The sequence below is a fragment of the Acidiplasma sp. MBA-1 genome, from assembly GCF_000949015.1.
GTDB lineage: Archaea > Thermoplasmatota > Thermoplasmata > Thermoplasmatales > Thermoplasmataceae > Acidiplasma > Acidiplasma aeolicum.
The window spans coordinates 15954-39042 of the sequence record NZ_JYHS01000004.1 but is presented as its reverse complement, the minus strand read 5'-3'; the positions used below and the strand labels follow the sequence as shown (position 1 = coordinate 39042).

General features: G+C 34.1%; 24 protein-coding genes. 13 read left to right on the top strand and 11 right to left on the bottom strand.

Going from position 1 to position 23089, the window contains the following annotated elements; all coding sequences use genetic code 11:
- Positions 1 to 7: 7 nt before the first annotated feature.
- The 4 genes from TZ01_RS09865 to TZ01_RS07635 form a co-directional block, all read right to left on the bottom strand.
- Positions 8 to 1108 carry an amino acid permease gene (locus TZ01_RS09865; protein WP_082180481.1) on the bottom strand — a complete coding sequence of 367 codons (1101 nt, stop codon included), beginning with the start codon at positions 1106 to 1108 and terminating at the stop codon, positions 8 to 10.
- On the bottom strand, positions 1074 to 2369 hold the full coding sequence (locus tag TZ01_RS07645; RefSeq protein ID WP_048102237.1) for a zinc ribbon domain-containing protein: 1296 nt from the start codon (positions 2367 to 2369) through the stop codon (positions 1074 to 1076). Before TZ01_RS07645 ends, TZ01_RS09865 begins: the two co-directional genes overlap by 35 nt.
- Entirely contained in the window at positions 2366 to 2950 is a 585-nt protein-coding gene (locus TZ01_RS07640; protein WP_052656853.1) for an IS607 family transposase, read from the bottom strand. Before TZ01_RS07640 ends, TZ01_RS07645 begins: the two co-directional genes overlap by 4 nt.
- Before the next feature lie 352 nt (positions 2951 to 3302).
- Positions 3303 to 4610: an MFS transporter gene (locus TZ01_RS07635; protein WP_048102236.1), complete on the bottom strand. Its 1308-nt coding sequence runs from the start codon at positions 4608 to 4610 to the stop codon at positions 3303 to 3305.
- 235 nt (positions 4611 to 4845) lie between these two features.
- Here TZ01_RS07635 and TZ01_RS07630 point away from each other — a divergent pair, with 235 nt between their 5' ends.
- From TZ01_RS07630 to TZ01_RS07620, 3 genes are read left to right on the top strand one after another with little or no spacing between them, the layout of a single operon-like run.
- Positions 4846 to 5895: an NAD(P)-dependent alcohol dehydrogenase gene (locus TZ01_RS07630; protein WP_048102235.1), complete on the top strand. Its 1050-nt coding sequence runs from the start codon at positions 4846 to 4848 to the stop codon at positions 5893 to 5895.
- Positions 5896 to 5941: 46 nt separating this feature from the next.
- Positions 5942 to 6175 carry a KEOPS complex subunit Pcc1 gene (locus TZ01_RS07625; RefSeq protein WP_048102234.1) on the top strand — a complete coding sequence of 78 codons (234 nt, stop codon included), beginning with the start codon at positions 5942 to 5944 and terminating at the stop codon, positions 6173 to 6175.
- Positions 6169 to 6540 carry a prefoldin subunit beta gene (locus tag TZ01_RS07620; RefSeq protein ID WP_048102233.1) on the top strand — a complete coding sequence of 124 codons (372 nt, stop codon included), beginning with the start codon at positions 6169 to 6171 and terminating at the stop codon, positions 6538 to 6540. Before TZ01_RS07625 ends, TZ01_RS07620 begins: the two co-directional genes overlap by 7 nt.
- Here the strand turns inward: TZ01_RS07620 and TZ01_RS07615 are convergent.
- Positions 6537 to 6956: an adenylyltransferase/cytidyltransferase family protein gene (locus TZ01_RS07615; protein ID WP_048102270.1), complete on the bottom strand. Its 420-nt coding sequence runs from the start codon at positions 6954 to 6956 to the stop codon at positions 6537 to 6539. The genes TZ01_RS07620 and TZ01_RS07615 overlap by 4 nt on opposite strands.
- Before the next feature lie 158 nt (positions 6957 to 7114).
- Here TZ01_RS07615 and TZ01_RS07610 point away from each other — a divergent pair, with 158 nt between their 5' ends.
- The 3 genes from TZ01_RS07610 (at position 7115) to TZ01_RS07600 (ending at position 9917) form a co-directional block, all read left to right on the top strand.
- Complete coding sequence (locus TZ01_RS07610) at positions 7115 to 7825, top strand: asparagine synthase C-terminal domain-containing protein (RefSeq protein ID WP_048102231.1); 711 nt, start codon at positions 7115 to 7117, stop codon at positions 7823 to 7825.
- Positions 7826 to 7905: 80 nt separating this feature from the next.
- Positions 7906 to 8679: an S-methyl-5'-thioadenosine phosphorylase gene (locus tag TZ01_RS07605; RefSeq protein ID WP_048102230.1), complete on the top strand. Its 774-nt coding sequence runs from the start codon at positions 7906 to 7908 to the stop codon at positions 8677 to 8679.
- An 11-nt stretch (positions 8680 to 8690) separates the two neighbouring features.
- Complete coding sequence (locus TZ01_RS07600) at positions 8691 to 9917, top strand: MBL fold metallo-hydrolase (RefSeq protein WP_048102269.1); 1227 nt, start codon at positions 8691 to 8693, stop codon at positions 9915 to 9917.
- Between the two features lie 24 nt (positions 9918 to 9941).
- Here TZ01_RS07600 and TZ01_RS07595 read toward each other — a convergent pair whose 3' ends face one another.
- The gene (locus TZ01_RS07595; RefSeq protein ID WP_048102228.1) at positions 9942 to 10490 is read right to left on the bottom strand and encodes a hypothetical protein; all 549 of its coding nucleotides are present in this window, start codon (positions 10488 to 10490) and stop codon (positions 9942 to 9944) included.
- A gap of 87 nt (positions 10491 to 10577) precedes the next feature.
- Here TZ01_RS07595 and TZ01_RS07590 point away from each other — a divergent pair, with 87 nt between their 5' ends.
- Complete coding sequence (locus tag TZ01_RS07590) at positions 10578 to 11177, top strand: histidine phosphatase family protein (protein WP_048102226.1); 600 nt, start codon at positions 10578 to 10580, stop codon at positions 11175 to 11177.
- 3 nt (positions 11178 to 11180) lie between these two features.
- Here TZ01_RS07590 and TZ01_RS07585 read toward each other — a convergent pair whose 3' ends face one another.
- Entirely contained in the window at positions 11181 to 12410 is a 1230-nt protein-coding gene (locus TZ01_RS07585) for an MFS transporter (RefSeq protein WP_048102225.1), read from the bottom strand.
- A gap of 26 nt (positions 12411 to 12436) precedes the next feature.
- Positions 12437 to 13108 carry a DedA family protein gene (locus TZ01_RS07580; protein WP_048102224.1) on the bottom strand — a complete coding sequence of 224 codons (672 nt, stop codon included), beginning with the start codon at positions 13106 to 13108 and terminating at the stop codon, positions 12437 to 12439.
- 109 nt (positions 13109 to 13217) lie between these two features.
- Between TZ01_RS07580 and TZ01_RS07575 the strand changes: the two genes are divergently transcribed.
- Both TZ01_RS07575 and queC read left to right on the top strand, forming a co-directional pair.
- Positions 13218 to 14159: a D-glycerate dehydrogenase gene (locus tag TZ01_RS07575; RefSeq protein WP_048102222.1), complete on the top strand. Its 942-nt coding sequence runs from the start codon at positions 13218 to 13220 to the stop codon at positions 14157 to 14159.
- A gap of 33 nt (positions 14160 to 14192) precedes the next feature.
- A complete protein-coding gene (queC, locus tag TZ01_RS07570) occupies positions 14193 to 14915 on the top strand; it encodes a 7-cyano-7-deazaguanine synthase QueC (protein WP_197065869.1) in 723 nt (240 codons plus the stop codon).
- Between the two features lie 4 nt (positions 14916 to 14919).
- On the opposite strand, the gene TZ01_RS07565 is transcribed toward queC, so the two are convergent.
- Positions 14920 to 15309 (bottom strand): trehalose synthase, encoded by a 390-nt coding sequence (locus TZ01_RS07565; protein ID WP_231563445.1) that lies wholly within the window; start codon positions 15307 to 15309, stop codon positions 14920 to 14922.
- A gap of 71 nt (positions 15310 to 15380) precedes the next feature.
- On the opposite strand from TZ01_RS07565, the gene TZ01_RS07560 reads away from it, so the two are divergent.
- Together TZ01_RS07560 and TZ01_RS07555 are read left to right on the top strand one after the other, a co-directional pair.
- A complete protein-coding gene (locus tag TZ01_RS07560; protein WP_048102221.1) occupies positions 15381 to 15749 on the top strand; it encodes a NifB/NifX family molybdenum-iron cluster-binding protein in 369 nt (122 codons plus the stop codon).
- Between the two features lie 29 nt (positions 15750 to 15778).
- Positions 15779 to 16564, top strand: coding sequence for a carbon-nitrogen hydrolase family protein (locus tag TZ01_RS07555; protein ID WP_048102219.1), 786 nt, complete (start codon positions 15779 to 15781; stop codon positions 16562 to 16564).
- 2 nt (positions 16565 to 16566) lie between these two features.
- Here TZ01_RS07555 and TZ01_RS07550 read toward each other — a convergent pair whose 3' ends face one another.
- On the bottom strand, positions 16567 to 18141 hold the full coding sequence (locus TZ01_RS07550) for a polysaccharide biosynthesis C-terminal domain-containing protein (protein WP_055041194.1): 1575 nt from the start codon (positions 18139 to 18141) through the stop codon (positions 16567 to 16569).
- Positions 18142 to 18266: 125 nt separating this feature from the next.
- Positions 18267 to 20090 (bottom strand): glycosyltransferase, encoded by a 1824-nt coding sequence (locus TZ01_RS07545; RefSeq protein ID WP_048102216.1) that lies wholly within the window; start codon positions 20088 to 20090, stop codon positions 18267 to 18269.
- A gap of 167 nt (positions 20091 to 20257) precedes the next feature.
- On the opposite strand from TZ01_RS07545, the gene TZ01_RS07540 reads away from it, so the two are divergent.
- The gene (locus tag TZ01_RS07540; protein ID WP_048102215.1) at positions 20258 to 21844 is read left to right on the top strand and encodes a thermopsin; all 1587 of its coding nucleotides are present in this window, start codon (positions 20258 to 20260) and stop codon (positions 21842 to 21844) included.
- An 85-nt stretch (positions 21845 to 21929) separates the two neighbouring features.
- Positions 21930 to 23087 (top strand): AAA family ATPase, encoded by a 1158-nt coding sequence (locus TZ01_RS07535; protein ID WP_231563444.1) that lies wholly within the window; start codon positions 21930 to 21932, stop codon positions 23085 to 23087.
- Positions 23088 to 23089 lie beyond the last annotated feature (2 nt).

The window sequence follows — 23089 nt, the reverse complement described above, 5'->3', positions numbered from 1 at the left end:
ATTTTTATTATTTTTCAATTACTGTTCCGGTATCAATGGAACCTATGTTTTTTATTGATGTTATATAAACGCGGGTTCCGCCGTTTTCAATAAACCTTAAGGATGCCAGAATTTTGGGTTTAATAGTACCCTCCTCAAAGTTGATTTTATTATAATAATCAAGCATTTCATCATATTTTATTCTATTGATTTTCCCCTTTTTATTTTTGTAATCTAAATAAACATTGTCAACATCTGTTATTATAATAAATTCAGACGCACCGATGGAACTGACCAGCAGCGATGAGCTCAGGTCCTTGTCTATGACACCATCAAATCCGTTATAACCATTCTGATTGTCAGTGACAGGTATGCCGGCTCCTGACCAGTTAAACATGCCTGTGAATGCAATTGACAATATTGCATAAACAGCAACAACGATAATTACTGTAAATATCATTGCACGTGGAATTGTTTTTGCCGGATTTTTAACCTCGCCTGATGGTATGACAACCCCCTCAAATCCAGTGTATGCAAAGAAGTCAAGGGCCATGGCAAGACCGAGACCTCCCAGGCCAAACGGTAAAAATGGTGTGAAATTCGCAATTTTAAACACAAGAAAACCCACAATGGCAAATATTACAAGAGGGACTATCTTCCCAAATGTGGTGACTATTGAAAAGATTGTGCCAAATTTAACACCAAGAATATTAATAACGGTAAACACCTCCAGTGCAATAAGTGATATTGCTATGCCAAGCGGTGTTAAAACCAGACCAACAGATAATCCAGGAACATAATAACCTGTGTATGTAATAAATATATCGATAATGGCAGCCGTGCCTGTGAATGCATATATAAAATACCCCCAGCCAAGCACAAAGCCTGTATCATTGCCCAGGGCCTTTCTTGGAAGGGAGTATGGACCACCGGTCATTGTATATGTTGATCCAAGTTCTGCATAAATCAGCCCAAGAATCATAATAATAATGCCAGCACCCATAATTGCAGGAAGCGCAAAAATACCCGAGCCTATAATACCACCAACACCTATGCCAATTAAACCTATCAATCCAATATCCGTTCCTGAAATATTATGCATTGTTATGCACATACTTCTTGCAGTCATTGAAATTCTCAATAATTACATGATCTGGATGGTACATGTAATTATTCCTCATAGAATACCAAGAGGAACTGCCACTCACGGTAAACGGGGTACCGCAAAGGTATAATCCCCTAACAGAAATAGATAATGATGATAATCTATCCCTGTTAAAGGTTACACCACAGTTACTGCATTCTGATATTTTCCAGATTGGGTGCTTTAATTTACCACCACATACAGGACATTCAGAGGAAGTCCCCTCTGGATTTACATATAATGTTTTATTTTTTGATTTATAATCTATAAATCTTTGAAACAATCTGTATGGCCATGTATTTATATCTGTTCTGAACCTTTTTGATTTATTGTTTTTATTGCTTGCCTTACTGTCCTCATTATTATTTTTATTATTCCTATTATTCTTATTTTTTCTTCCCTCCTTTTTTATATTTGTTAAATTCTCGAATACAAAGGTCTTATCACTGTTATCATTGACAATTTTGGTTGTTAATTTCTGTAATTTATCCCTTATTATATTTCTCTGCCTGTGCCTTGATTCCTTTAATTTTCTATTCCTTTTTTCAGGATTCTTAATATGCCTCTGTATCTTGGTTCTCTTCCTTGCATAGTCCCTCTGAGTCTTTGCTATATCAGATGTATCTATTGTATTTGTTTCAACTATTTCATTGTCCCTTATAATTGTATAATCAATTGTTTTAAAATTTAAATCAAATCCTATTATATTGTTATTTATTAAGGGTTTGTTTAAACTTCCTATTATAAATGTAATGCATACCTTATTATCTGTTAATAACACCTCTGATATTTTATATCTGGAATATTCATTATATTTCCTATTTTTATCAACAATATCAATATATTCATACTCATTTGGCCTTATTGTGAGCCTTAGTTTATTATTGTCCATCTTTATAAGCTCAGAATCTATCCTCATTGCCAGTCTTTTAGCCTTAATAATTTTTAATTTTCCATTATTATTCTTTTTGTATGACCTTAATATTGCTATTGCATTCCTGCATGCAGGATTGATATGGTGCTTGGCGTAATCAATATTATTATCATAATAATTCTTTAATGACCTTCTTAAAACAATAGGGGATGGTAATTCATTATTATTGGATTTTGCCATTGAATATGCATTGATTATTGCCCTATTTATTAAATCCCTCATATCATTTAGATATTTTAGAATGGTGTCACTTGGTTTGTATTCGAACACTATGGTTCTTTTATCACCGGTAGATTTCCATAAATGAGTCATTCCTTTACCGCCTTTAATATATTCTTCATCTTCTGTGATCTTAATCCATATAATTTGGATGAGAATAATGTTATTATTGTTATCAAATCATTTTTTAATTCCTCATTATATGATAATATCTCCTCACCATCTACCTCTATTATTTTTGTATTATGCATCTTGCATATATTCTCTATTAAATCAAAGCCAAACCTTGCCAGTCTGTCCTTATGCGTAATGTAAATATTGTTTATCCTATTGTCCTCTATCATATTTAATAATTCAATGAATCCCTTTCTGTTGAATTTTAATCCGGATTTAATATCGCTGAATATTTGTGCATTTGGATATAATGATTTCAATCTGTTTATTTGATTATATAAATCATTCTTATTATTATTGGATGATACACGTGCATATATTGCATCTATTCTATTATTTTTTATCCCCAATATTCTGTTGATTTCCTCCTCTGGAACCCTTCTGAAGTTATTTGACAATCTTATGCAGTGTATTTTTCCCTCACGGTCCCATCTTCTCAATGTTGTTGCATCTATCTGCAGTATATCGCATGCCTCCCTGATTGTGTATATTTTACCCATATATATTGCATAATGATGCATAACTATATATAAATATTCCCATTAACAGTTTTAACCCTTTTTAGCTTACTGCTGTCAGCCATGAATAATTATATGTCATGCATATTTAAATAAAATTAATTATATGTAACCATATTTATTTTTATATTCAAATGTGTACGGATTATAAGCTATGTCATAAAAATTTATCAATAAATTAATAAATTTCGTATTTTTTTAAAAAATATGGTATAAAATATATTTATTTTAATAATTTTATGAAAAAATTTACATATTTTTTAATAAAACCATTAATAATATACCACAGTATTGCTATTTAATTTGATAAATAAAATAAAAATAATTTAAAAATTTAATCCTTAACGCCTGAGAGTATTTTTTCTGGAAGTTTCTGGCCTCTTGTTTCCTTCATTAAAAATACAAGAGGCATCACCAGCACAAATCCTATGGCGGTGTATGCCACGGCATGGCCAAACCCAACCAGAAGCGCGAGATAACCTATGATGAATATCAGTGCTGCGGCAAAATACCTTGCAAAGGTGGTTATTGCTGCAAAGCCTGAATTTCTAAATTCTGTTGGATAAAGCTCAGGGCTCCAGAGGGTAAATACCGAAAAGTCAGCACCCCCAAGGCCAAGCAATGGTATTGCCAGATAAAGATAAAATAATGAGTTCATATAGAATATTATATCGTAAATAAGAACAACACTGATGGTCATAAGCACCAGAAAGATTATCAATGTTATTCTCCTTCCAAGTTTTTCCGCCATTAATGGCATTAGTATGCATCCAATTATTGTAAATGCTGACACCTCTGCACCACCAGCTGCAACATAATATACAACGGGATATTTAAGCATGGCAATTTTGGCTGTTATATCCTCAATTATTGTTGGGACATACACAGTACCGCTGTAAAGTCCCAGTATAACGGCAGACATAACTAGGGATGCTATTACAGTGGATTTTGCATAACCTTTTTTGAATATGGAATAAAATGATTCCCTGGCCTTCAATGAATTTTTGGCAGCCCTTTTAACATTAACCCATTTTTCAGGCTCCTTTGTTTTATACCTTACATAAATTATGAAAATTACAGGAAGCCCTCCAAGTATAAGCATTCCACGGAATCCAATAAATGGCTCAAGGACAAGCTCCGCCAGTGCGGCAAATAAAAATCCAAAGTAAAAGCCCGTATGGAAAAGCCCAGCTCCCATAACCCTTCTATCCTCAGGGAAAACCTCTGCAACTGTGGTTCCGCCTGAAAACCATTCTGCACCAATCCCGAGACCTGTCAGGAATCTAAAGACCATAAATTCATATGCATTGGTTGATAAACCACTCAGAACAGACCCAACGGCAAATAAGATGATGCTTAAGGATAGTATTTTTATTCTTCCGTATTTATCACCAAGCGGGCCAAAAATAAATGATGTGCCCCATCCTATTAGAAATACTGCAAAAAATGCTGCAAGGAAAAATGATGTAAGGCTCAGGCTTATACCTGTGGCGGGAAGTAAATATCTGGTTGCGGCCAGATCTATAAATGCATAAACGAAGGTTGTAAATCCATCAAGAACCCAGCCTCCCCATGCGGCATAAAATGCTGACCACCGTATATTGCCCCAGGGCGTTTTGACCTGAACAGCATTCTGTGACATAAATATATTAAATAATTATTGAATAAATAAATTCCTGTATGAACATAAGTATAAGAAATATTATATCAATATACATTAAAACATATAATTAAATTAAACGTTAATTGTTATTATATGACAATATATCTCATATACTATTTATATATAAATTATAATATTAACTAAAAATTAATTAAATAATATTATATTATTTCCATATATAAATATATTTATAACAATTCCTTTTATAATTATTATGAAAGCATTTGTTATGAAAAAAATAGATGAAACCGGCTTTATGGATAAGCCAGTACCTGAATTCGGGCCCTATGATGCCATTATAAAAACAACCCATGCATTAATATGCACATCGGATACACATACACTCCATGGTGCCATAGGTGAGAGGCATAATCTAACGATGGGGCATGAGGCGGTTGGAACGGTTTACAAAATAGGTGACCATGTTAAATCATTTAGACCTGGTGACAGGGTTATAGTTGGTGCCATAACACCCGACTGGGGCTCCCTTGCAGCCCAGATGGGGCATCCATCACAGTCAAATTCTCCACTTGGTGGATGGAAATACGCAAACACCAAGGATGGGAGCCTCGCTGAATACTTCCATGTTAATGATGCTGATGCCAACATGGCAAAAATCCCGGATAATGTAAAAGATGAGGCTGCAGTATATGCTGCCGATATGATGTCCACCGGTTTTATGGGTGCAGAGAATGCACACATACCACTCGGGGGTGATGTTGCAATATTTGGAGGTGGCCCGGTTGGATTAATGGCCGTTGCAGGCTCCAGAATGCTTGGTGCTGGCAGTATAATACTTGTGGAAACAGTGCCGGCAAGAATAGAACTGGGAAAATACTATGGTGCCGATAATATAGTGGATTTTAAAAAGGAGGATGCTGTAAGATCCATAATGGGATTTACGGGCAACAACGGTGTGGATTCCAGCATTGAGGCTTTAGGTTCTCCGGTTACATTCGCAAATGCAATTAATGTAACAAAACCCGGGGGAACAATATCAAACATAGGTTATCATTCCCATGGTGATTCCGTGCCCATACCGAGGGATGGATGGGGCTATGGCATGGCTGAAAAAACAATAACAACAGGATTATGCACTGGTGGGAGATTAAGAATGGAGAGGCTCATGAAAATTCTCGAAAATAAAAGGATTGACCCAACAAAATTAACAACACACAGATTTAAATTTGATGATGCTGATCGGGCCTTTGAAATGATGGACAAAAAAACAGACAATGTGATTAAGCCCCTAATTACATTTTAATTTTATTATAAACTATTAAATAAGAATAAATCATTAAGTTATAAAGATGTTCACGGTTACAATAACCCTTGAAAGAACAAAATATGAGAATTACATAAAATCTGTGGAACCAGAACTGGAGTACAGCTTTGGAAGGTCTGAAATAAATTTAAATTCGGACGCATCCAGCTTTTACATTACAATAAAATCACCTGATGTTTCTTCCATGCGTGCCAGCCTTTCCTCAATTTCAAGGGTTTTAAATGTTGCCAAAAAGGTAATGGAGGTAGAAAAATGGTAGAACCAAATATAAATGCGTATTTGCAGAATCAGTTAAAGCAGGCACAGGATATACAGGCCCAGATAGAGCAGATAGCAAACCAGAGGTATCAGCTTGACATTAAGGTTAAGGAGCTGGACAGAACATTAAAGGAGCTTTCCAGCGTAAAGGACGGCACACCCATTTATAAAAACGTTGGGCCGGTACTATATAAAATAGATGATAAGAACAAGCTTGTATCGGACCTAGAGGAACAAAAGGAGTTAAGCCAGATGAGGCTTAAAACGCTTGAAAATCAGCAAAAAAGCCTTGAGGAGAAATATAAGGAGCTGGAGGAAACTATACAGAAGAGGTACGAGGAGGCAAGCAATAAAAAGCAGAATTAAAGTGTTTCCAGAATTTTTTTCCTTATAATTGATGAACTGTTATTTATGCCATCATATTTTGATGTCCTTTTAACGGTTACATTTAATCCCAGTTTTTTGCATTCATTAACTATATAATTCTCATCAAAATTCTGGTCATAACCAAGTGTAATTATATCAGGCTTTAATTCCTCAACCGTTTTGAAAATATTGTCACTGCTGTGGCCAACAACAGCATAATCAACGGGCTTTAATGCCCTTATTAATTCAAGCCTTTCATTTTCATTGAATATAAGCCTCTTGCCATGCTTTGCTGCGGTATAATCTGAGGCAACAACAACCATTAAATAATCACCAAAGGATTTTGATTCCTGAAGGTAATGCAAATGGCCAAGATGCACTATATCAAATACCCCGGTAGCCATTACCCTTATCATTTTAACAGTAAAATGCATGAATAATTATAAAGTTTGGCATTAAAATTTTATAATTATTTTTAAATGTTTTACAGCATAATTTATTAAATTATATGTTTATAATTCAGTTAAATATTCAAATAACTTTAAGTTTATATACAGATTTACAATTAATTGTTATGGAAGGCCTGGTTGGAGATGTATATGCCGCACTTAAAAATTATATGGACTCTTTAAAGGATAAATCGTGTGCCATTGCGTTTTCAGGCGGGCTTGACTCATCGCTTCTTCTTGCAATATCTGATTACAGGTTTATTCCATACACTCTGGGATTCAGGGCATCAAGGGATATTGAAAATGCCCAGAAATCGGAACTATTGTTAAATGTTAATGTTAAAAAAGTTTATCTTGATGATTTAAACATTGACGGATACATTGATGAGCTATTAAAAATAGATAAGAATATAAGCAGAATGGAAATGGGCTATGAGCTCGTGTTGTTCATTTTAATGGATTTTATTTCAGAAAAATATGTTGTAACAGGCCAGGGCGCAGATGAGATATTCTATGGATATCATAAATTTATGGAAAACCCAAGGCTTTCAAATGAAACCTACCTTAACAGATTATTTAATGTGACACTGCCGAGGGAGAAGAAGATGGCGGAGTATTACGATAAGGAATTGATAACCCCATATTTAAGCCCGGAAATTTTAAAATTACGTTCGAAAATAACAAGGAATGTTAATATAAATGGCGAAAGCAATAAGCTAATATTAAGGGAAATAGCAAAAAATATTGGCATTCCGGATTCAATATTTAACAGGAATAAAAAAGCTGCCCAGTATGGGTCAGGAATAAACAGATATTTAATAAAAAAATTAAAATAATTTTAAAAATATAATCATAAAAAATAAGAAATTAATAAATAGCATTTCACAATATAGCATATAAATTAACGGGATACATAATGACATATATAGGCATAATAGGAGGAAGTGGCCTTTACACATTAATGACGGAAACTGAGACTGTTGATGTTGATACGCCATATGGCAAAACATCAGATAAGATCGAGATTGGAAGAATAAATGGTGTTGAGGTTGCATTTATTCCAAGGCATGGTAAAAAGCACACAATTCCACCGCATAGGGTCAATTACAGGGCAAATATATGGGCATTAAAGCATATTGGCGTTGAGCGAATTATTGGGCTTAATGCAGTTGGCTCTTTAAAGGAGGACTACAGCCCTGGCGATATCGTTGTGCCCGATCAGTTTATTGACCTGACAAGAAGGCGTGATTTAACCTTTTATGATGGCCCGGATGTTTATCATATATCAATGGCAGACCCATTCTGCCCGGAGATAAGCAGAAAAATATATGAAACCGGAAAATCATTAAATTATAATATACACAGTTCCGGAACGTATGTATGCATAGAGGGCCCAAGGTTTTCAACAAGGGCTGAATCAAAATTATTTCATACATTTGGTGATATAATAGGCATGACGCTTGTTCCAGAAATAAATCTAGCAGGGGAATTATCAATGTGCTATGGCATGATAGCCACTGTTACAGATTATGATGCATGGTCTGATACTGCAGTGGAGGCCTCTGATGTTATGAATATTATGAAGGAAAATGAAAAAAAGGTTTCAGATATATTATATAATGTTATTCCTAAAATTAACGATCAAAGAAATTGCAACTGTTCTTTGAGATTAGAAAATGCGAAGGCATAGAGGTGAAAAAAATGAAAATAAAATTTCTCGGAGGTGCCGAGGAAGTCGGAAGACTGGCAATAAAAATAGAGGATAAGCAGAGCAGGATAATGGTGGATTACGGCATAGAGCCAGAAAAGCCACCAGAGTACCCATTACCACCAGAAAAGGTGGATGACATATTTGTAACGCATGCGCATCTGGATCATACTGGCGCATTACCCGTATACTACCATAGTTACAGCGCCAACCTGCATGCAACGGCAATGACTGCAAACAGCATAGTTCCAATTTTAAAGGATTCATTAAAGATAATGAACCTTGAAAATTATACAAAGATGTACAATGAGGATGATATAAGCAATTTATTTAATTCTCTTGTAACAGCAAACTATGGAGAGCCATTTGAGGTTGGCAATCTTACTGCAAAGGCATATTCAGCAGGCCATATCCCCGGATCAAGCATGTGGTGGTTCGAGGATTCAAAATCGTTTATGATAACAGGGGATTTATACACAAGGGATACAAACCTTTTAAAGGGTGCAAAGCCTGTAAAAACAGATATACTTATAATGGAAAGCACATATGCAGGAAGGGATCATGAGGACAGGGATGAGGTCATAAAAAGGCTTAAGGATAGCATAAAGGAGACAATAGACAATGGCGGCAAGGTAATTCTTCCCACATTTGCAATAGGAAGGACGCAGGAAATGGCCATGATTTTAAGGGACATGAATTACACAATATACGTTGATGGAATGGGAAACAGCATATCAAGAATTTACATGGACACACCAGGATTTCTCAGGGATCCGAAACTGTTCAGGAAATCCATGGGCAGGGTAATACAGGTAAGGAATAACAGAATGAGAAAGGAGGCCCTTGAGGAGGCAGATATAATTATAACAACATCAGGAATGCTGGACGGTGGCCCAGTTTTAGGCTATATCGATGCATTATCACAGGACCCAAAATCCGCAATATTCCTTACAGGATACCAGGTTGACGGCACAAATGGCAGAAGCCTCATGGAAAACGGTACCATAAAAATAGCCGGCGCAACAATTAAGCCGGCAATGAAGGTTGATTTCTTTGACTTATCAGCCCATGCAGGTCATTCTGATCTGGTAAAATTCATTAAGGAGATTGACCCGGAAACAATAGTGCTGTGCCATGGAGACCAGAGGGAAAAGCTTCAGGAGGCAATACCTGAATATAACTTTGTGCTTCCATTCAACGGGCATGAATTTGAATTATAATTTTTTATAATTTTTTAATTTTATTTAAAATGGGCTTTTTGCCATTTGATTTATTGTAATATTTGAAATGGCATTTATCTCACTGGTATATATTGATGGCTTTGAATAATATGTATTATTTGTTAAATATAAATTTATAATAAACTGCATATTACCCTTTTCTCCAATGCTCAGAATATCGCCTATAGAATAAAATTCCGTGTATTTAAATCCCTTTAATGTTGCATTGCTTTTAATAATTTTATAGCCATAGGTTACATTATATAAATGTATGTCATAAATATATGAATTATGAGCTATTTCTGAGCTGTTGTCCTCAAATTCCGTTATATTTAATACCATATTTTTGCTTGAAGTATTATAATATTCAACATGCTCAGATTTTATAAAATTTATTCCCGGGCCTGATGTTTCTATTTTTGTTTCATTAAGTTTTGAACCAACAATATGCCCTGCATCGCCTGAATCTGGAAAACCAAAATGCGATTCATCAACAGTTAAATAATAAATGCCTGATAAAATTACTATTATTGCTATTACTGCAGAAATGATGGCCTTTTGTTTCCCCTTCATTTAGCGCTTATTTTTTGTGTATATAAAGATTTTACGTTTTTAAATATAATTATAAATAAATATTAACACCGATGTTATATGCAATTAATGGGAAAATATATTTTTATCAGGCACGGGGAGAGCAATATAAATGTGCTCGGAGTCCTTTCCGGGGACAGTGATGTAAGCGGATTAACAGAAAAGGGAATGGCACAGGCCAGAAGAACTGCAGAGCAGTTAAGCGGGATAAAAATAGACGGAATAATATCGAGCCCATTAAAAAGGGCATTTGAAACTGCAAAAATCATAGGTGAAGTTCTTAATATTGATGTTAAAACTGATGAAAGGCTTATAGAGGTAAATCTTGGCAGGGCCAAGGAAAAGAAGATAAATGAGTTTACAAATCCGCTGTATCCGAATTCACATATAACAGGCAGCATAAGGAATTTAATAGGGATGGAGGACTGGGATGACATGATATCAAGAGTAAAATCCGCAATGGATAGTTTTAACGGAAAATACATATTTGTATCGCATTCAGACCCAATAAGGGCAATAGCATCATATTACCTTGGCTGGACAGAGGATGACAGCTTTGGCATAGATATAAAAAATGCATCAATGACAGTCATAGATTCGGATAAAAATAAGGTTTTATGCCTTGGTGCAATAAATCTTGACCCGGAAATAAAAAAATTATTTTATTAAAATTCAGGCTTTTGTTTTTTTAAGGCCTGCAACATTTCCCGGCCTCCATGTTTTAACCATAATGTAATACAGTGCCCCACCAACGGCCTGTATTGATCCCCCTATTAGAAGCGGAAATGCAAGGTTAAAATCCATTAAATATCCAGATGACCCACTTGTAAGCTGCGATGCCCTTCCGGAAACACCCTGTATGCCTGTGGATGTACCATAATCCTCCTTATTTATTCCCCTAACATTTATTGCGCCCCTCAATGGTGATCCTATCCCTGCCACAGCCATTCTAATAATATATATTCCTGCAGTTATATATAAAAATGGCACAAAGGCTATGACTGCAAATAATAATCCCTGAAGAATTCTCGCAAGGGATGCTATTTTAAGGCCATCAAAATGACCATTTAAATATCTGCCGGATATGAATGACCCAAGTGCAGTGGCAGCATACGATATGGTGTATATATCACCAACATATCCTGCCCCTATGTGATATTTAAGCTCAAACCATAATGGAAGCAACGGCATGGCTATTCCTATGGCCGCTGCATTAAGGCTGTTTGGTATTATTATTCTAAGCATGTATGAAAAGCTCTCCTTTTTCATGACCCTTGTGGTCTTCCTGGGCCTTTTATATTCCCTTAACCTTGAAAGTGCAAGTGCAGATGATATAATTAAAATCAGCGATATTGCAAAGAATATTCTGTAGAACATTAACGCGCCGGTAATCCTCGAAAGAAATGTATAAAGGCCAAGGAATATCCCGCCAAATATTGAGAAAAACGATGCTGTGGCCGTGAGCAGTGATAATTTTGTTACCCTCTGCAATTCATCCGGATAGTTATTTGCCACAAATGCAGTCATTCCCGGTGAGAAGGCACCACGCATTCCGCCAGCACTACCTGTTATCCCGGCTATGATTGCACCGGTGGCAATAAAATAAATGTTTGTTGAGACGGTAATTAATAAAAGGCCAAAAACAGGAAATATCTCGCTTAATAAAAGAACCTTTGAATATCCTATGGAATCACCCACCCTGCCAAGTATTAATATTAAAATAATATTAAATAGTGTAATTGGCACATATAAAAGTCCTATAAAAATTAAGGAATAATGCAATAAATGTAAATATAATGGCAGGGATAATGTCACAAAAATAAGGGCAGCACTCCTGGTTGCCCTTGAAACAAGAAGAAAATTAAATGATTTATTAACAATTTCAGGTGAATCGGAAAACATAATATTCTATATAGTTTACTAATATATTATTTATTTGTTTTCCCATTCTTTAAAGTTTTTATATTCCTTGATCTTAATTTGAGATAAACATAAATTACTATGGCAATAAAGATGATGACTGCAACATATGAAAACTGGTCAAAATATTTTAGTATGACCTCCCACCTGGAACCAAGGACTATGCCAATATATATCAGTATTGCATCATATATCAGGTCACCAAGGAGTGTAAAAAATGAGAACTTTTTAAGGCTCATCAGTGCCATGCCAGCAGGTATTGAAATAAATGTTCTGAAAACAGGTAAAAATCTTGTGGTAAAAACAGAAAGCTCACCATAGGCGGCAAACCATGCCTTTGTCCTGTCCACTGTATCCTTCTTGAGCATCAGATATTTTCCATATTTAAGAATGAATGGGTCACCGCCATATTTACCTATTGCATATGCTATTAATGCACCAACAAGGTCACCCACGGAGCCAATTATTAATAATAAAATGACATTGATTATTGAATTAAAACCACCCATTAAACCATAATATGCCAGATAGCCTGAAAATGTCATGACAACCTCTGAGGGTATTGGTAAAAGCATGCCCTCCAAGAGCATCAGTATAAAAACACCAGAATACCCAAGGCTTAATATCACGTTCTCAACAAGCTTTATTATATATACCGTTAATTCTGTAATTACACTCAATTTTAATCAATTACCAATTATAATTGTATATTAAAAGTTAATTGTTAAACAAAAAATGAATTAAAAGAAACTAAAAAATAATAAATAATAATTTTGGTTACACATAAACATGTACAATGTCCTTGTTACACACGATTTACCTGGAAATTATATTGATTCAATAAATGGAATAAACATCATAAGAAGGCCTGAAAGTGAGGATGCGAATGCATGGCTTCTTAAAAATATAGAAAATGCTGATGGAATTTTAATCACATTAAATGAAAAAATAGACAAAAATTTAATAGACTTGGGTAAAAAATTAAAGGTTATAAGCACCTACAGCGTTGGCTATGACCACATAGATGTTGATTATGCCCTAAAAAAGGGAATTAAAATAGGATACACACCCGAGGTGCTTACAGAGACAACAGCAGATCTTATATTTGGCATAATGCTTGCCGCGGCCAGAAGAATTGTTGAGGGTGATAAAATTGTAAGGGAAAATAAGTGGAAATCAGGCTGGAACCCTGAATTCATGCTTGGAGCCGAGGTTCATGGCGCGACTGCAGGAATTCTTGGAATGGGCAGGATAGGAAATGCAATATTAAGGCGTGCAAGGGGATTTAACATGGACGTGATTTATTACAGCAGGCATAAACATGATGTTGATGCGAATTTTATGCCACTGGATGATGTTCTTAGAAATTCTGATTTTTTATTCATATGCCTCGATTATAATAAGGATACATACCATTTTATGGACATGCCCAAATTTAAAAAGATGAAAAAAACAGCATTTATTATAAATGGCACCAGGGGAAAGGTTATAAATGAAAAAGACCTAATATCAGCCCTCAACTCCGGTATAATTGCAGGTGCTGCACTCGATGTTTTCGAAACAGAGCCAATTGATAATAATAATCCATTATTGAAAATGAATAATGTTGTATTAACCCCGCATATAGGCAGTGCAACGGATAATACCAGAAAAAAGATGGCGGAAGTTGCGGTCAGCAATCTTATTAATGGTCTGTCCGGTAAGCCGCTTATATATGCGATAAAAAAATAACATTTTTATTATACATGATAATAATTAAGCTTCATGGATAACATGAATGCTGTTTGCCTTATCTCTGGCGGCCTGGATTCGCCAACAGTCATGGCATATGCAATAAAGATGGGTTATAAGGTATACCCATTAAGCATAAATTATGGACAGAGACATTCAAAGGAATTAAACTCATCAAGGGAAATTTGCAGGTACTATAATTTAGATCTAAAGATATTAAATATAGATTTGAGGCAGATTGGAGGGTCAGCCCTAACATCTGATATAGAGGTCCCGGAAAGATCTTTAAACGATATTTCAGATGATATACCAGTAACATATGTTCCGGCAAGAAATACTATATTCCTGAGCCTTGCAGCCGCATATGCTGAAACAATTAATGCAAAATACATATTCATAGGTGCAAATGCCATAGATTATTCTGGATACCCAGATTGCAGGCCGGAATTTTTCAATGCTATGAATGATGCATTAAATCTTGGCACAGAATTTGGCATCAAGGAAAATTTTAAAATCATGGTACCGTTGCAGTATCTTTCAAAGGGTGATATAATAAAACTTGGAAGAAGCCTTGGTGTGCCATATAAATTAACATGGTCATGCTATAATGGAAGGGAAAAGGCCTGTGGAAAATGTGACTCGTGCCTGCTAAGGCTGAAAGGCTTCATGGATGCAAATGATTATGATGATATAGAATACGAATCATACCCAGATTTTTATGTGGAATACTGCAAAAGGACAGGCCATAAATTATAAGATTTTAAAGGGTTCTTTTGATTCCCAGCATGACCGCATAATTGCTGATAATTCCTATTGCGAGCAAAAAATGTAGATATGGCATATATATGGAATAAAATGTTGAATTTTTAAAAATTATAAAGCCTGAGCCAATTATGCCTGTTAGTACAATTAATCCCGAATTTACAACCGAGAGATTCCTGAGCCTTTTATTAATTCCGGATGGTTTAATTAATATTAATGCAAGTATAAAAAGCAATGTGCCGGTAATTATATGAACATACAGCATTCTGGAATTGAGAGGGTTTGAAATCTGTGAAAGATAAAAACCCAGCGTCATCTGCAGAACAGTTAGACCAGATACGGACCATAAAAGTTTTTCAAGTCCATCCATTTTATCAAATTTCAACATTATTTTTATTTTTTTGCAATTATTTACAGAATAGATGCATGTTTATATAAGTGATTTACATATTATGCTTTATGGGAGAATTACTTGCAGTACCTGTAACAGGTGATGAGGTTACCGGGCCCGGTGAGGGCATGGAAATCCATATTTACAGCATTGATGGAAAAAACGCAAAAATGATAGAATCATACGAAAACCCTGCCCTTAAGGCCTCCATGACAAGGGGCATATACATGCTTAAATCAATTCTTGAAAAAAATGTTAGGTACCTTATAGTGTCTGAAATGGGAGGTCCCGGATTCAGATTTGTTAAAAATAAAATAAAACTGTACGATTCGGGAGGTCTAAATGAAAAGGATGCGATTAATGCCTTTATTAATAATCAATTAAAGGAGATTACAGAGCCCACACATGAACCACACCATGATATGGAAAACAAATAAATTTTTATCCCATTATATATTTTTAATTTATGATAAGAATTGCCTTAACGCAGCTTACTCCTCCAAAAACCAAGGAAAAAAGCCTTGAAAATATTGAGAACTATGCCCGGCTGGCGAGCAAAAATCATGCAGACCTCGTTGTCTTTCCAGAGTACTATATGTGCTATTATAAAGGCATTAAACCGGCAGATGAGGCCGAGAACATTCATGGTGGGTATGTACAAAGCCTTGAAAAAATTTCACAAAAATATAAAATCGACATAATAACAGGGATTCATGAAAAATATGAAAATAGGATATACGATACAGCAGTTTATATAAACAAATACTCGGGCATTTCCAGTTTCTATAGAAAAACACATTTATACGATGCCTTTGGATTTAAGGAATCAGATCTATATTCACATGGAAATGGCCCTTTTGATATTTTTAAAATTAACGATTTTAAAATAGGAATGGTAATATGTTATGATATAAGATTTCCAGAAATATTCAGAAATTATTCATTAAACAGCGCAGATTTAATAGTCATAATTTCTGGGTGGTTTTCAGGCCCGGTTAAGGAGGAGCAGTGGCTTAACCTTGTTTCTGTGAGGGCGCTTGAGAATACGGTTTATGTTGCAAGTTCCAATCTTGTTGGGGGCGATTTCACAGGTATAAGCACCGTTGCAGACCCAATAGGTGTTATAATAAACAGATGTGCTGAGGCACCGGATATAATATATTCTGATCTGGACATTAACAGGATAAATGATGTGAGGGGTAAAATGCCTGTTTTAGAACAGCGCAGGCCTGAACTTTACAGGCTAAAATGAATTTATTTTATAAATCTAAACAATTTATCATTTCCAGAGGATGAATTTGTATATGAAAGCCTTTCAAGTATAAACTTTAGCATGCTGAATTTATCAGGTATAATATCAAGGACATAATTCATTTCCTCCCTGCTTATTAATTTAAAAGCCTTTATTTCCAATAAATATATGCCAAATCCAACAAGTATCAATAACAGTATATTTATTATGCTGTATGCAAGATGGAACTGAAGGATAAATACAATGCTGAACATGATAATTGATGCGAACCATATCTTTAAGATTCTGGTCCTGTCAAAATTATTTATCTGGAATTTTCTGGCATAATGATAAACAATAATAAAGTTAACAGCATTCATTGATGAATAGGAAATTGCCGCGCCAAGGATGTTAAATCTTGGTATGAGTATTATGGATAACGCAATATTTGCGACAAGTGAAAGGGCAGATGAATATATAAAAATCCTTGTCTGCCTAACACTTGAAATCCCGGATGATAATACCACCGCACCTGCGAATAATGATGTTATGAACATAATTATCATCAGCGGTATATAACCTATTGAATACTGGTCACCTGCAAACACCACCAGAATCGGCCTTGAGAGTGCTGCAATGCCAAGTGCTGCAGGAACATATATTAAATAGCCTATATTTAGGAGCATTTTAATGCTGTTTTTAAATCCATCAAGATTATTTAATGAAAAGAAAGATGATAATTTTGGTATTAAAAGATTGGATATTGGGAGAACCATAATTGATGCGGCTGAGGCCACAACAAGCGCAAAATTATAAATGCCGAGAAATCCAAGATTTATAAAATACGATACAACGATGCGGTCTATATATGTTGCACTTGTGTTCATAATCGATGCAAAGAATAATGGTATAGAATAAATTATTATATTCTTATAAGGCTCCCTGACAGCTTTTTCATTATTGACCTTTGGCATTTTAAAATAATTCCTGTAGACCATCATAATAAAGATTAATGCGTATATTGCATCTGTAAAGGCAATGCCATAGAGCAGGGATATTGTATTTTTAAGCAAAAATAGAAGCAGTAATGGGAAGAAATACAGGATGATATAATAAAAAGTATACATGATTGAATATTTTTTATACTGGTTTAAACCAAGCAGAACAGATGCAAATATATTTATTATTACTGACATTGATATTGCAATTCCGATGATTTTTACTGATTGTGCATATATTATATTATGAAAGAACAGTACTGCAACATAATCTGATATATAATAAACCGTAACAAAGGCAAGGATGGCAAGCCCAATTGCCATATATGTGGTCTTAACAATAATTTTTTTGATTGCCTGTGTATCATTTCTGGCAAGATGATATGATAAATAATGCTGAAGGCCGTTTCCAAGGCCAAAAATGAAAACAGCTGAGAGTATATTCATTATTGCATAAAGCAATGATATTGAACCAACAGTAAAAACCGGTAAAAGATGGGCAAGGGCAAAATAAAAGATGGCGGAGCCGAAAAACATGCTACCGACAGCCGAATACTGGAATACCAAACCCTGCCCAAATGATTCTGTTAAATCTGACAACATTAGCTGATATAAACTTTGTTTAAAAATTTATCTATTAAAATGTAACCATTTATATTATTTAAATGGTTAAAGATAAATTATATCTATCTTATGTATAAAATACAGATACAATTTTTAAATGCCTAAATTGGTGTATAATCATGGTTTTTGTCCGGCTTTCTTTTATGATAGGCCCTCATGCACACAACAATCTCGGTCATGTAATAATAAAATGATTTTTCATCCATAATTATTCTTTTGCAGGATAATGATGATGTTTTTACCATTTTAATATTTCTCGTCCTTGTTGATGCAAGAACATATAAAAGTGCCTTATAAACATCAGGCACCTTTTTATTTTCCCCTATTATTTTCTTATTTATTACAAAAAAATCACTCAAAATATCATCAACCTTTGTTATTCCAGGAAATATTAGATGTGTAAATTTAATAACAATGAGATCAAATGCATCCTTGATTGACCTTATTTTTCCGTTAATAAACCTGGACCCGACAATAACATCATACCCGGAATCAATGTATTTAATCAGTTCTTTTATATTATTAATATCATTTTTATCATTTAACTTAATTATATAATCACTTTTTGCATGGGAAATCAGGTTTAATTCCTCCGTCCCGGTATATGGTGATTTTTTATTATATATCCTTATATTATCCATGGCTTCTATTCTGTATTTTGTATTATTAAAAACCATAATTTCATTAACCGGTATGTTTTCATTCTTTATGTAATTTAAAAGATTGTTTAAATTGCATCTAAATTTATCAGCATTATTAACTGTATAAACTATGGTGTATGATCTTATTTCTTTTTTTTTCAGTGTATCATTTACCATATTTTCAATATTTTTTTCTATAACACTGTAATTAAAAATTGATAATGCATTATTTTTAATCTGATTTCTTATGTTTATAAAATTATCACCATAAAAATTTTTTATTCTTTTTATTTCGTTTATATAGCTAATATAATTCCTTTTAACTATGCTCATATATTCCGTCATTGATTTTATGTATTCCAGTCCAGATATTTTAGGGGCTATTATATACAGTCCTGATGCAAGCCCCTCTATTGAGGTAATGCTCAAGGATTCATATTTTGAGAGATTAATCATAACGTCCGATCTGGCCAGTATTTCTATTTTTTTATTTTCATCCACGAATCCATGGAATGTTACATTGTAATTTTTAAATTTCTTCCTTAATTTATTCATGTTTCCATAACCTATTATATCAAAATGTATATCCTTTGGAGCATGTTTGATAATTTTAAATAGGAGCTTTGAACCTTTATTTTTAGTAATTTTATTTAAGAACACAACGTTGAATCCATTATGTTCTTCAATTTTATATTTATTAAAATCTATATTATTCTGTGGTATTAGATAAACATCCTTGAAATTTTGATTTATGTAAAAGTTTTTCTGATAAATATTCTGGGCCTGTACAGATATTTTGCCTGTTATGCCTGAGAATATCATTATGTTTAATATATATTTGATTAAATTTCCAAAAAATTTATGGTTATCCAGTATTTCAAAGTAGCTACCATGATTTGCCAGTATAACTGCAGGAGGTTTATCAAGCCTTGCAAATTTTTTAACGGCGTTTCTAAAGATAAAATTTGGTGTTACAAAATAATAGAGGTCATAACCCTTTATCTTTTCCCATATTTTGTTAAATGAGAATAGGCCTATAAATCCCATGCTGATTCCATTTGTTAATTTCATTAAATGCCTGTTTGAGAATATATCATCTGAAAAGGCATTCTCTATGTAATTAAATTTAACGTTAACATTATTTTTCCTTATAAAGGGATATCCAGATCCCATCAATGTAACATCATAGCCCATTCTCATCAGTATTTCGGCTATCTGAACAGCGTTTCTCTCGCCTCCACCATCGTATTTCAGGTCAGCCGAACCAATAATAAGGGCTCTCATGAAAATAATCCTGTTAGTTATATATCTTATTATGATTAATATTTTGCTGTTTATTTTAATATTATAATTCTGAAATAATTTATTTTGTTTGTATAAATATTCATGTTAAATATAGGAATTAAAAATTAAACAGCAAGAATTTAATATACGATTTAATTAATATGGTAATGAAAGGCAGGTACAAATCATTGGCAGTAATAGCTCTGGTTTCATTATTAATATTTTCAATGGCAATTAATGTTTATAATGATAATTATGGTGAAAAAGCTACAGGTAATGTTACTGAGAGTTCCATAAATCCCTATGTGCTATACACATCGGAACCGGCGCCAATGGGAATATCTGCCATGGGTATTGGCCCTAGAAATACGCCCTATTCATTAAAAACCTCTTCCTTTGAGGGTATTATAAATATAACTGATATAAAGACATACAATGCCAGCCTGCCTTCAGGTGAAAAAAACGACGCATCAATTCAATTAAACCTTCACCTTAACTTCAGCTCTGGTGGACATACATATGATTACTGGATACAGAATGTTGCCATACTGTCAACGTCAAATAAAACACCTGGTGTAAGTATTTTAGATAATGTGTGGAACCAGACCACAAGGTATGCAAATATATACGGATCAACATTGAGTGGAAATGGAACTTTATATAATAGCAATGGCCAGCAGTTTTATATCGATGAACCCAGCATGTATATAACCACTGACAGTATAGGTCTTAGAGAGGTGTATAAAAATATTTCAGGATATCCAACAGTTTACATGGAATATAATACAGGAAGTGGATGGAATATTTATGATACTGTAAAATTTATATTCGCCAAAAATGCATCAAACGCAGATTTCATTGTACAGGGATACAGGTATACATCAAAGGGAAATCCATGTGATGCTGAATTAATTCTTGGAGGGCCGGGCAATGGTGCCAGCACAACGGATGTAAAATCAAACCTGACAATGCAGTTAAAATACTGGAATGGCCATAATTATCAGGCCATAGAAAATGCATACAATTTTGGGTCTGATACTGCTGAAACAATTTCAAATGCCAATTCCCAGATGGCAAAAAATTTTCCCGGGGTTCAAATAAGCAATGGAACCGGAAAATTAAATATGGTTTATAGCCAGAATGATTTATCATATCTAAACATAACCGCAAAATACATTATTCAGGGATATGTTCTTGCAAATAATTATAAAACGAATTTTAGGAATTATGCTATGAACATCACTCTTATTCCAGGGGAATATAACATAAGTATATATTCATCGTACGGCCAGAAGATATCCAATTTTTCGGTCAAATTGGCTGCGAAACAAACTTATTATAAAGCAACGGAAAATGTTTATCCGGTAATTTTTAAAGCCATTGGATTAATTAATGGCACCCTCTGGTTTATAAATATGAATAAATTAAATTTAAGCTCAACAGATAATGAAATTGTATTTTATGAAAAAAATGGTACATACAATTATAATATTAGCGGACTGTTTGGTTATTCAATAAAAAACCAGACAGGCACCATAACTGTTCATGGAAACTTTAATTATGTAAACGTAAGCTTTCATGCAAATCCAATAATAAGAAGCATTGAAAAATACGCATTTTATTATATAATAGCACTTGCATTAATTGCAATTATTCTTATGGGAATTTCGGGCACAGGAAGGAAGGATAGTACTAAAATGTTCAAAGAATACAATATTAATAATGATGATGAAAATAATAATTCAAAGAGATAGTTATTTAAAAATCTATAATATATATTATGCGGAATTTAGAAATGTTTATTAGGCATTATTTTAATTATTAACAGTAATGGAAAACATGGACAAGATAGGCGAGGTAAGGGATTATCTCACCAGCAGTTTTGTGGGAAGAGAGGATGTTATTGACGGTGTGCTGGCCGGTCTCATATCAGGTGAGCCAACGCTTTTAATAGGCCCCCCTGGAACAGCAAAAACATCAATAATAGATACATTGAGCAAACTTGTGAATGCCAAATACTTTTATTACCTTCTGACAAAGTTTACTGAACCTGAGGAGCTTTTAGGGCCAATTGATATAAACGCGCTTAAAGCCGGTGAGTATAAAAATATCACAAAGGGGAAGCTCCCTGATGCAAATATAATATTCCTGGATGAGATTTTTAAGGCAAGTTCAGCAATAAGAAATACACTTCTGGACATAATGCTCAACAGAAGGCTTCCAAACGGCGATTCAATGCTTTCATTAAATATACTTGGTATATATTCGGCAAGCAATGAAATATCAAATGATGAGGAGGATATGGCACTGTATGACCGTTATCCAATAAAGGTATTCCATAAATATATCGAAAAAACTCTGATAACCGATTTGCTTGAACATGGCATAGATTTAATGCAGAAATCATCTTTAGGTAAAACCATACTGGACGTTGAGGATATCATTAAAATTCAGAATATGGTAATATCCAGATTGACTGAAATGAAGAATAAGGATAGGGCACTTATGGATAGATATACAGATGCATTGATTCAGCTGGAGGAAAACAATGTTCTTTTAAGCGATAGAAGGAAGATTAAGATGCTGAAAATAGCAGCCGCATTTAGCATCTTAATGAATTCCGGAAAAATATCGGGAAATGATATTGCCTTGGCCATGAGATATTCGGCTGATTCTGAGGATGATCTTCCAAAAATAGAGGCTGCAATAATAGATTCAAAGCTTGAGAATAAATCAGAGATAATACAGAAGGCAAACACAATAATAGAGGAGACAAAATCCTTAATAGCCAGTACCGAGGAGTCAATTCACAAAAATTCACCTTATAATGAGGTTCTTGATAAATTAAATCTTTTAGAGATTTTCATAAAAAAGCTTGAGGAAATGAAAATAGATATTGGTTCGGATAATAATCCTTACCATAAGGAGGTAATTTATAAAATAAATTCAACACTTGATTTTGCCGGCAGCAAATACCAGAAGCTAAAGGGAAGGTAAAT

Excerpts from the sequence above, each read along its gene's own strand:
- TZ01_RS09865 (WP_082180481.1), bottom strand. The coding sequence starts at position 1,108 with ATGACTGCAAGAAGTATGTGCATAACAATGCATAATATTTCAGGAACG.
- TZ01_RS07645 (WP_048102237.1), bottom strand. The coding sequence starts at position 2,369 with ATGACTCATTTATGGAAATCTACCGGTGATAAAAGAACCATAGTGTTC.
- TZ01_RS07640 (WP_052656853.1), bottom strand. The coding sequence starts at position 2,950 with ATGGGTAAAATATACACAATCAGGGAGGCATGCGATATACTGCAGATA.
- TZ01_RS07635 (WP_048102236.1), bottom strand. The coding sequence starts at position 4,610 with ATGTCACAGAATGCTGTTCAGGTCAAAACGCCCTGGGGCAATATACGG.
- TZ01_RS07630 (WP_048102235.1), top strand. The coding sequence starts at position 4,846 with ATGAAAGCATTTGTTATGAAAAAAATAGATGAAACCGGCTTTATGGAT.
- TZ01_RS07625 (WP_048102234.1), top strand. The coding sequence starts at position 5,942 with ATGTTCACGGTTACAATAACCCTTGAAAGAACAAAATATGAGAATTAC.
- TZ01_RS07620 (WP_048102233.1), top strand. The coding sequence starts at position 6,169 with ATGGTAGAACCAAATATAAATGCGTATTTGCAGAATCAGTTAAAGCAG.
- TZ01_RS07615 (WP_048102270.1), bottom strand. The coding sequence starts at position 6,956 with ATGATAAGGGTAATGGCTACCGGGGTATTTGATATAGTGCATCTTGGC.
- TZ01_RS07610 (WP_048102231.1), top strand. The coding sequence starts at position 7,115 with ATGGAAGGCCTGGTTGGAGATGTATATGCCGCACTTAAAAATTATATG.
- TZ01_RS07605 (WP_048102230.1), top strand. The coding sequence starts at position 7,906 with ATGACATATATAGGCATAATAGGAGGAAGTGGCCTTTACACATTAATG.
- TZ01_RS07600 (WP_048102269.1), top strand. The coding sequence starts at position 8,691 with ATGAAAATAAAATTTCTCGGAGGTGCCGAGGAAGTCGGAAGACTGGCA.
- TZ01_RS07595 (WP_048102228.1), bottom strand. The coding sequence starts at position 10,490 with ATGAAGGGGAAACAAAAGGCCATCATTTCTGCAGTAATAGCAATAATA.
- TZ01_RS07590 (WP_048102226.1), top strand. The coding sequence starts at position 10,578 with ATGGGAAAATATATTTTTATCAGGCACGGGGAGAGCAATATAAATGTG.
- TZ01_RS07585 (WP_048102225.1), bottom strand. The coding sequence starts at position 12,410 with ATGTTTTCCGATTCACCTGAAATTGTTAATAAATCATTTAATTTTCTT.
- TZ01_RS07575 (WP_048102222.1), top strand. The coding sequence starts at position 13,218 with ATGTACAATGTCCTTGTTACACACGATTTACCTGGAAATTATATTGAT.
- queC (WP_197065869.1), top strand. The coding sequence starts at position 14,193 with ATGGATAACATGAATGCTGTTTGCCTTATCTCTGGCGGCCTGGATTCG.
- TZ01_RS07565 (WP_231563445.1), bottom strand. The coding sequence starts at position 15,309 with ATGTTGAAATTTGATAAAATGGATGGACTTGAAAAACTTTTATGGTCC.
- TZ01_RS07560 (WP_048102221.1), top strand. The coding sequence starts at position 15,381 with ATGGGAGAATTACTTGCAGTACCTGTAACAGGTGATGAGGTTACCGGG.
- TZ01_RS07555 (WP_048102219.1), top strand. The coding sequence starts at position 15,779 with ATGATAAGAATTGCCTTAACGCAGCTTACTCCTCCAAAAACCAAGGAA.
- TZ01_RS07545 (WP_048102216.1), bottom strand. The coding sequence starts at position 20,090 with ATGAGAGCCCTTATTATTGGTTCGGCTGACCTGAAATACGATGGTGGA.
- TZ01_RS07540 (WP_048102215.1), top strand. The coding sequence starts at position 20,258 with ATGAAAGGCAGGTACAAATCATTGGCAGTAATAGCTCTGGTTTCATTA.
- TZ01_RS07535 (WP_231563444.1), top strand. The coding sequence starts at position 21,930 with ATGGACAAGATAGGCGAGGTAAGGGATTATCTCACCAGCAGTTTTGTG.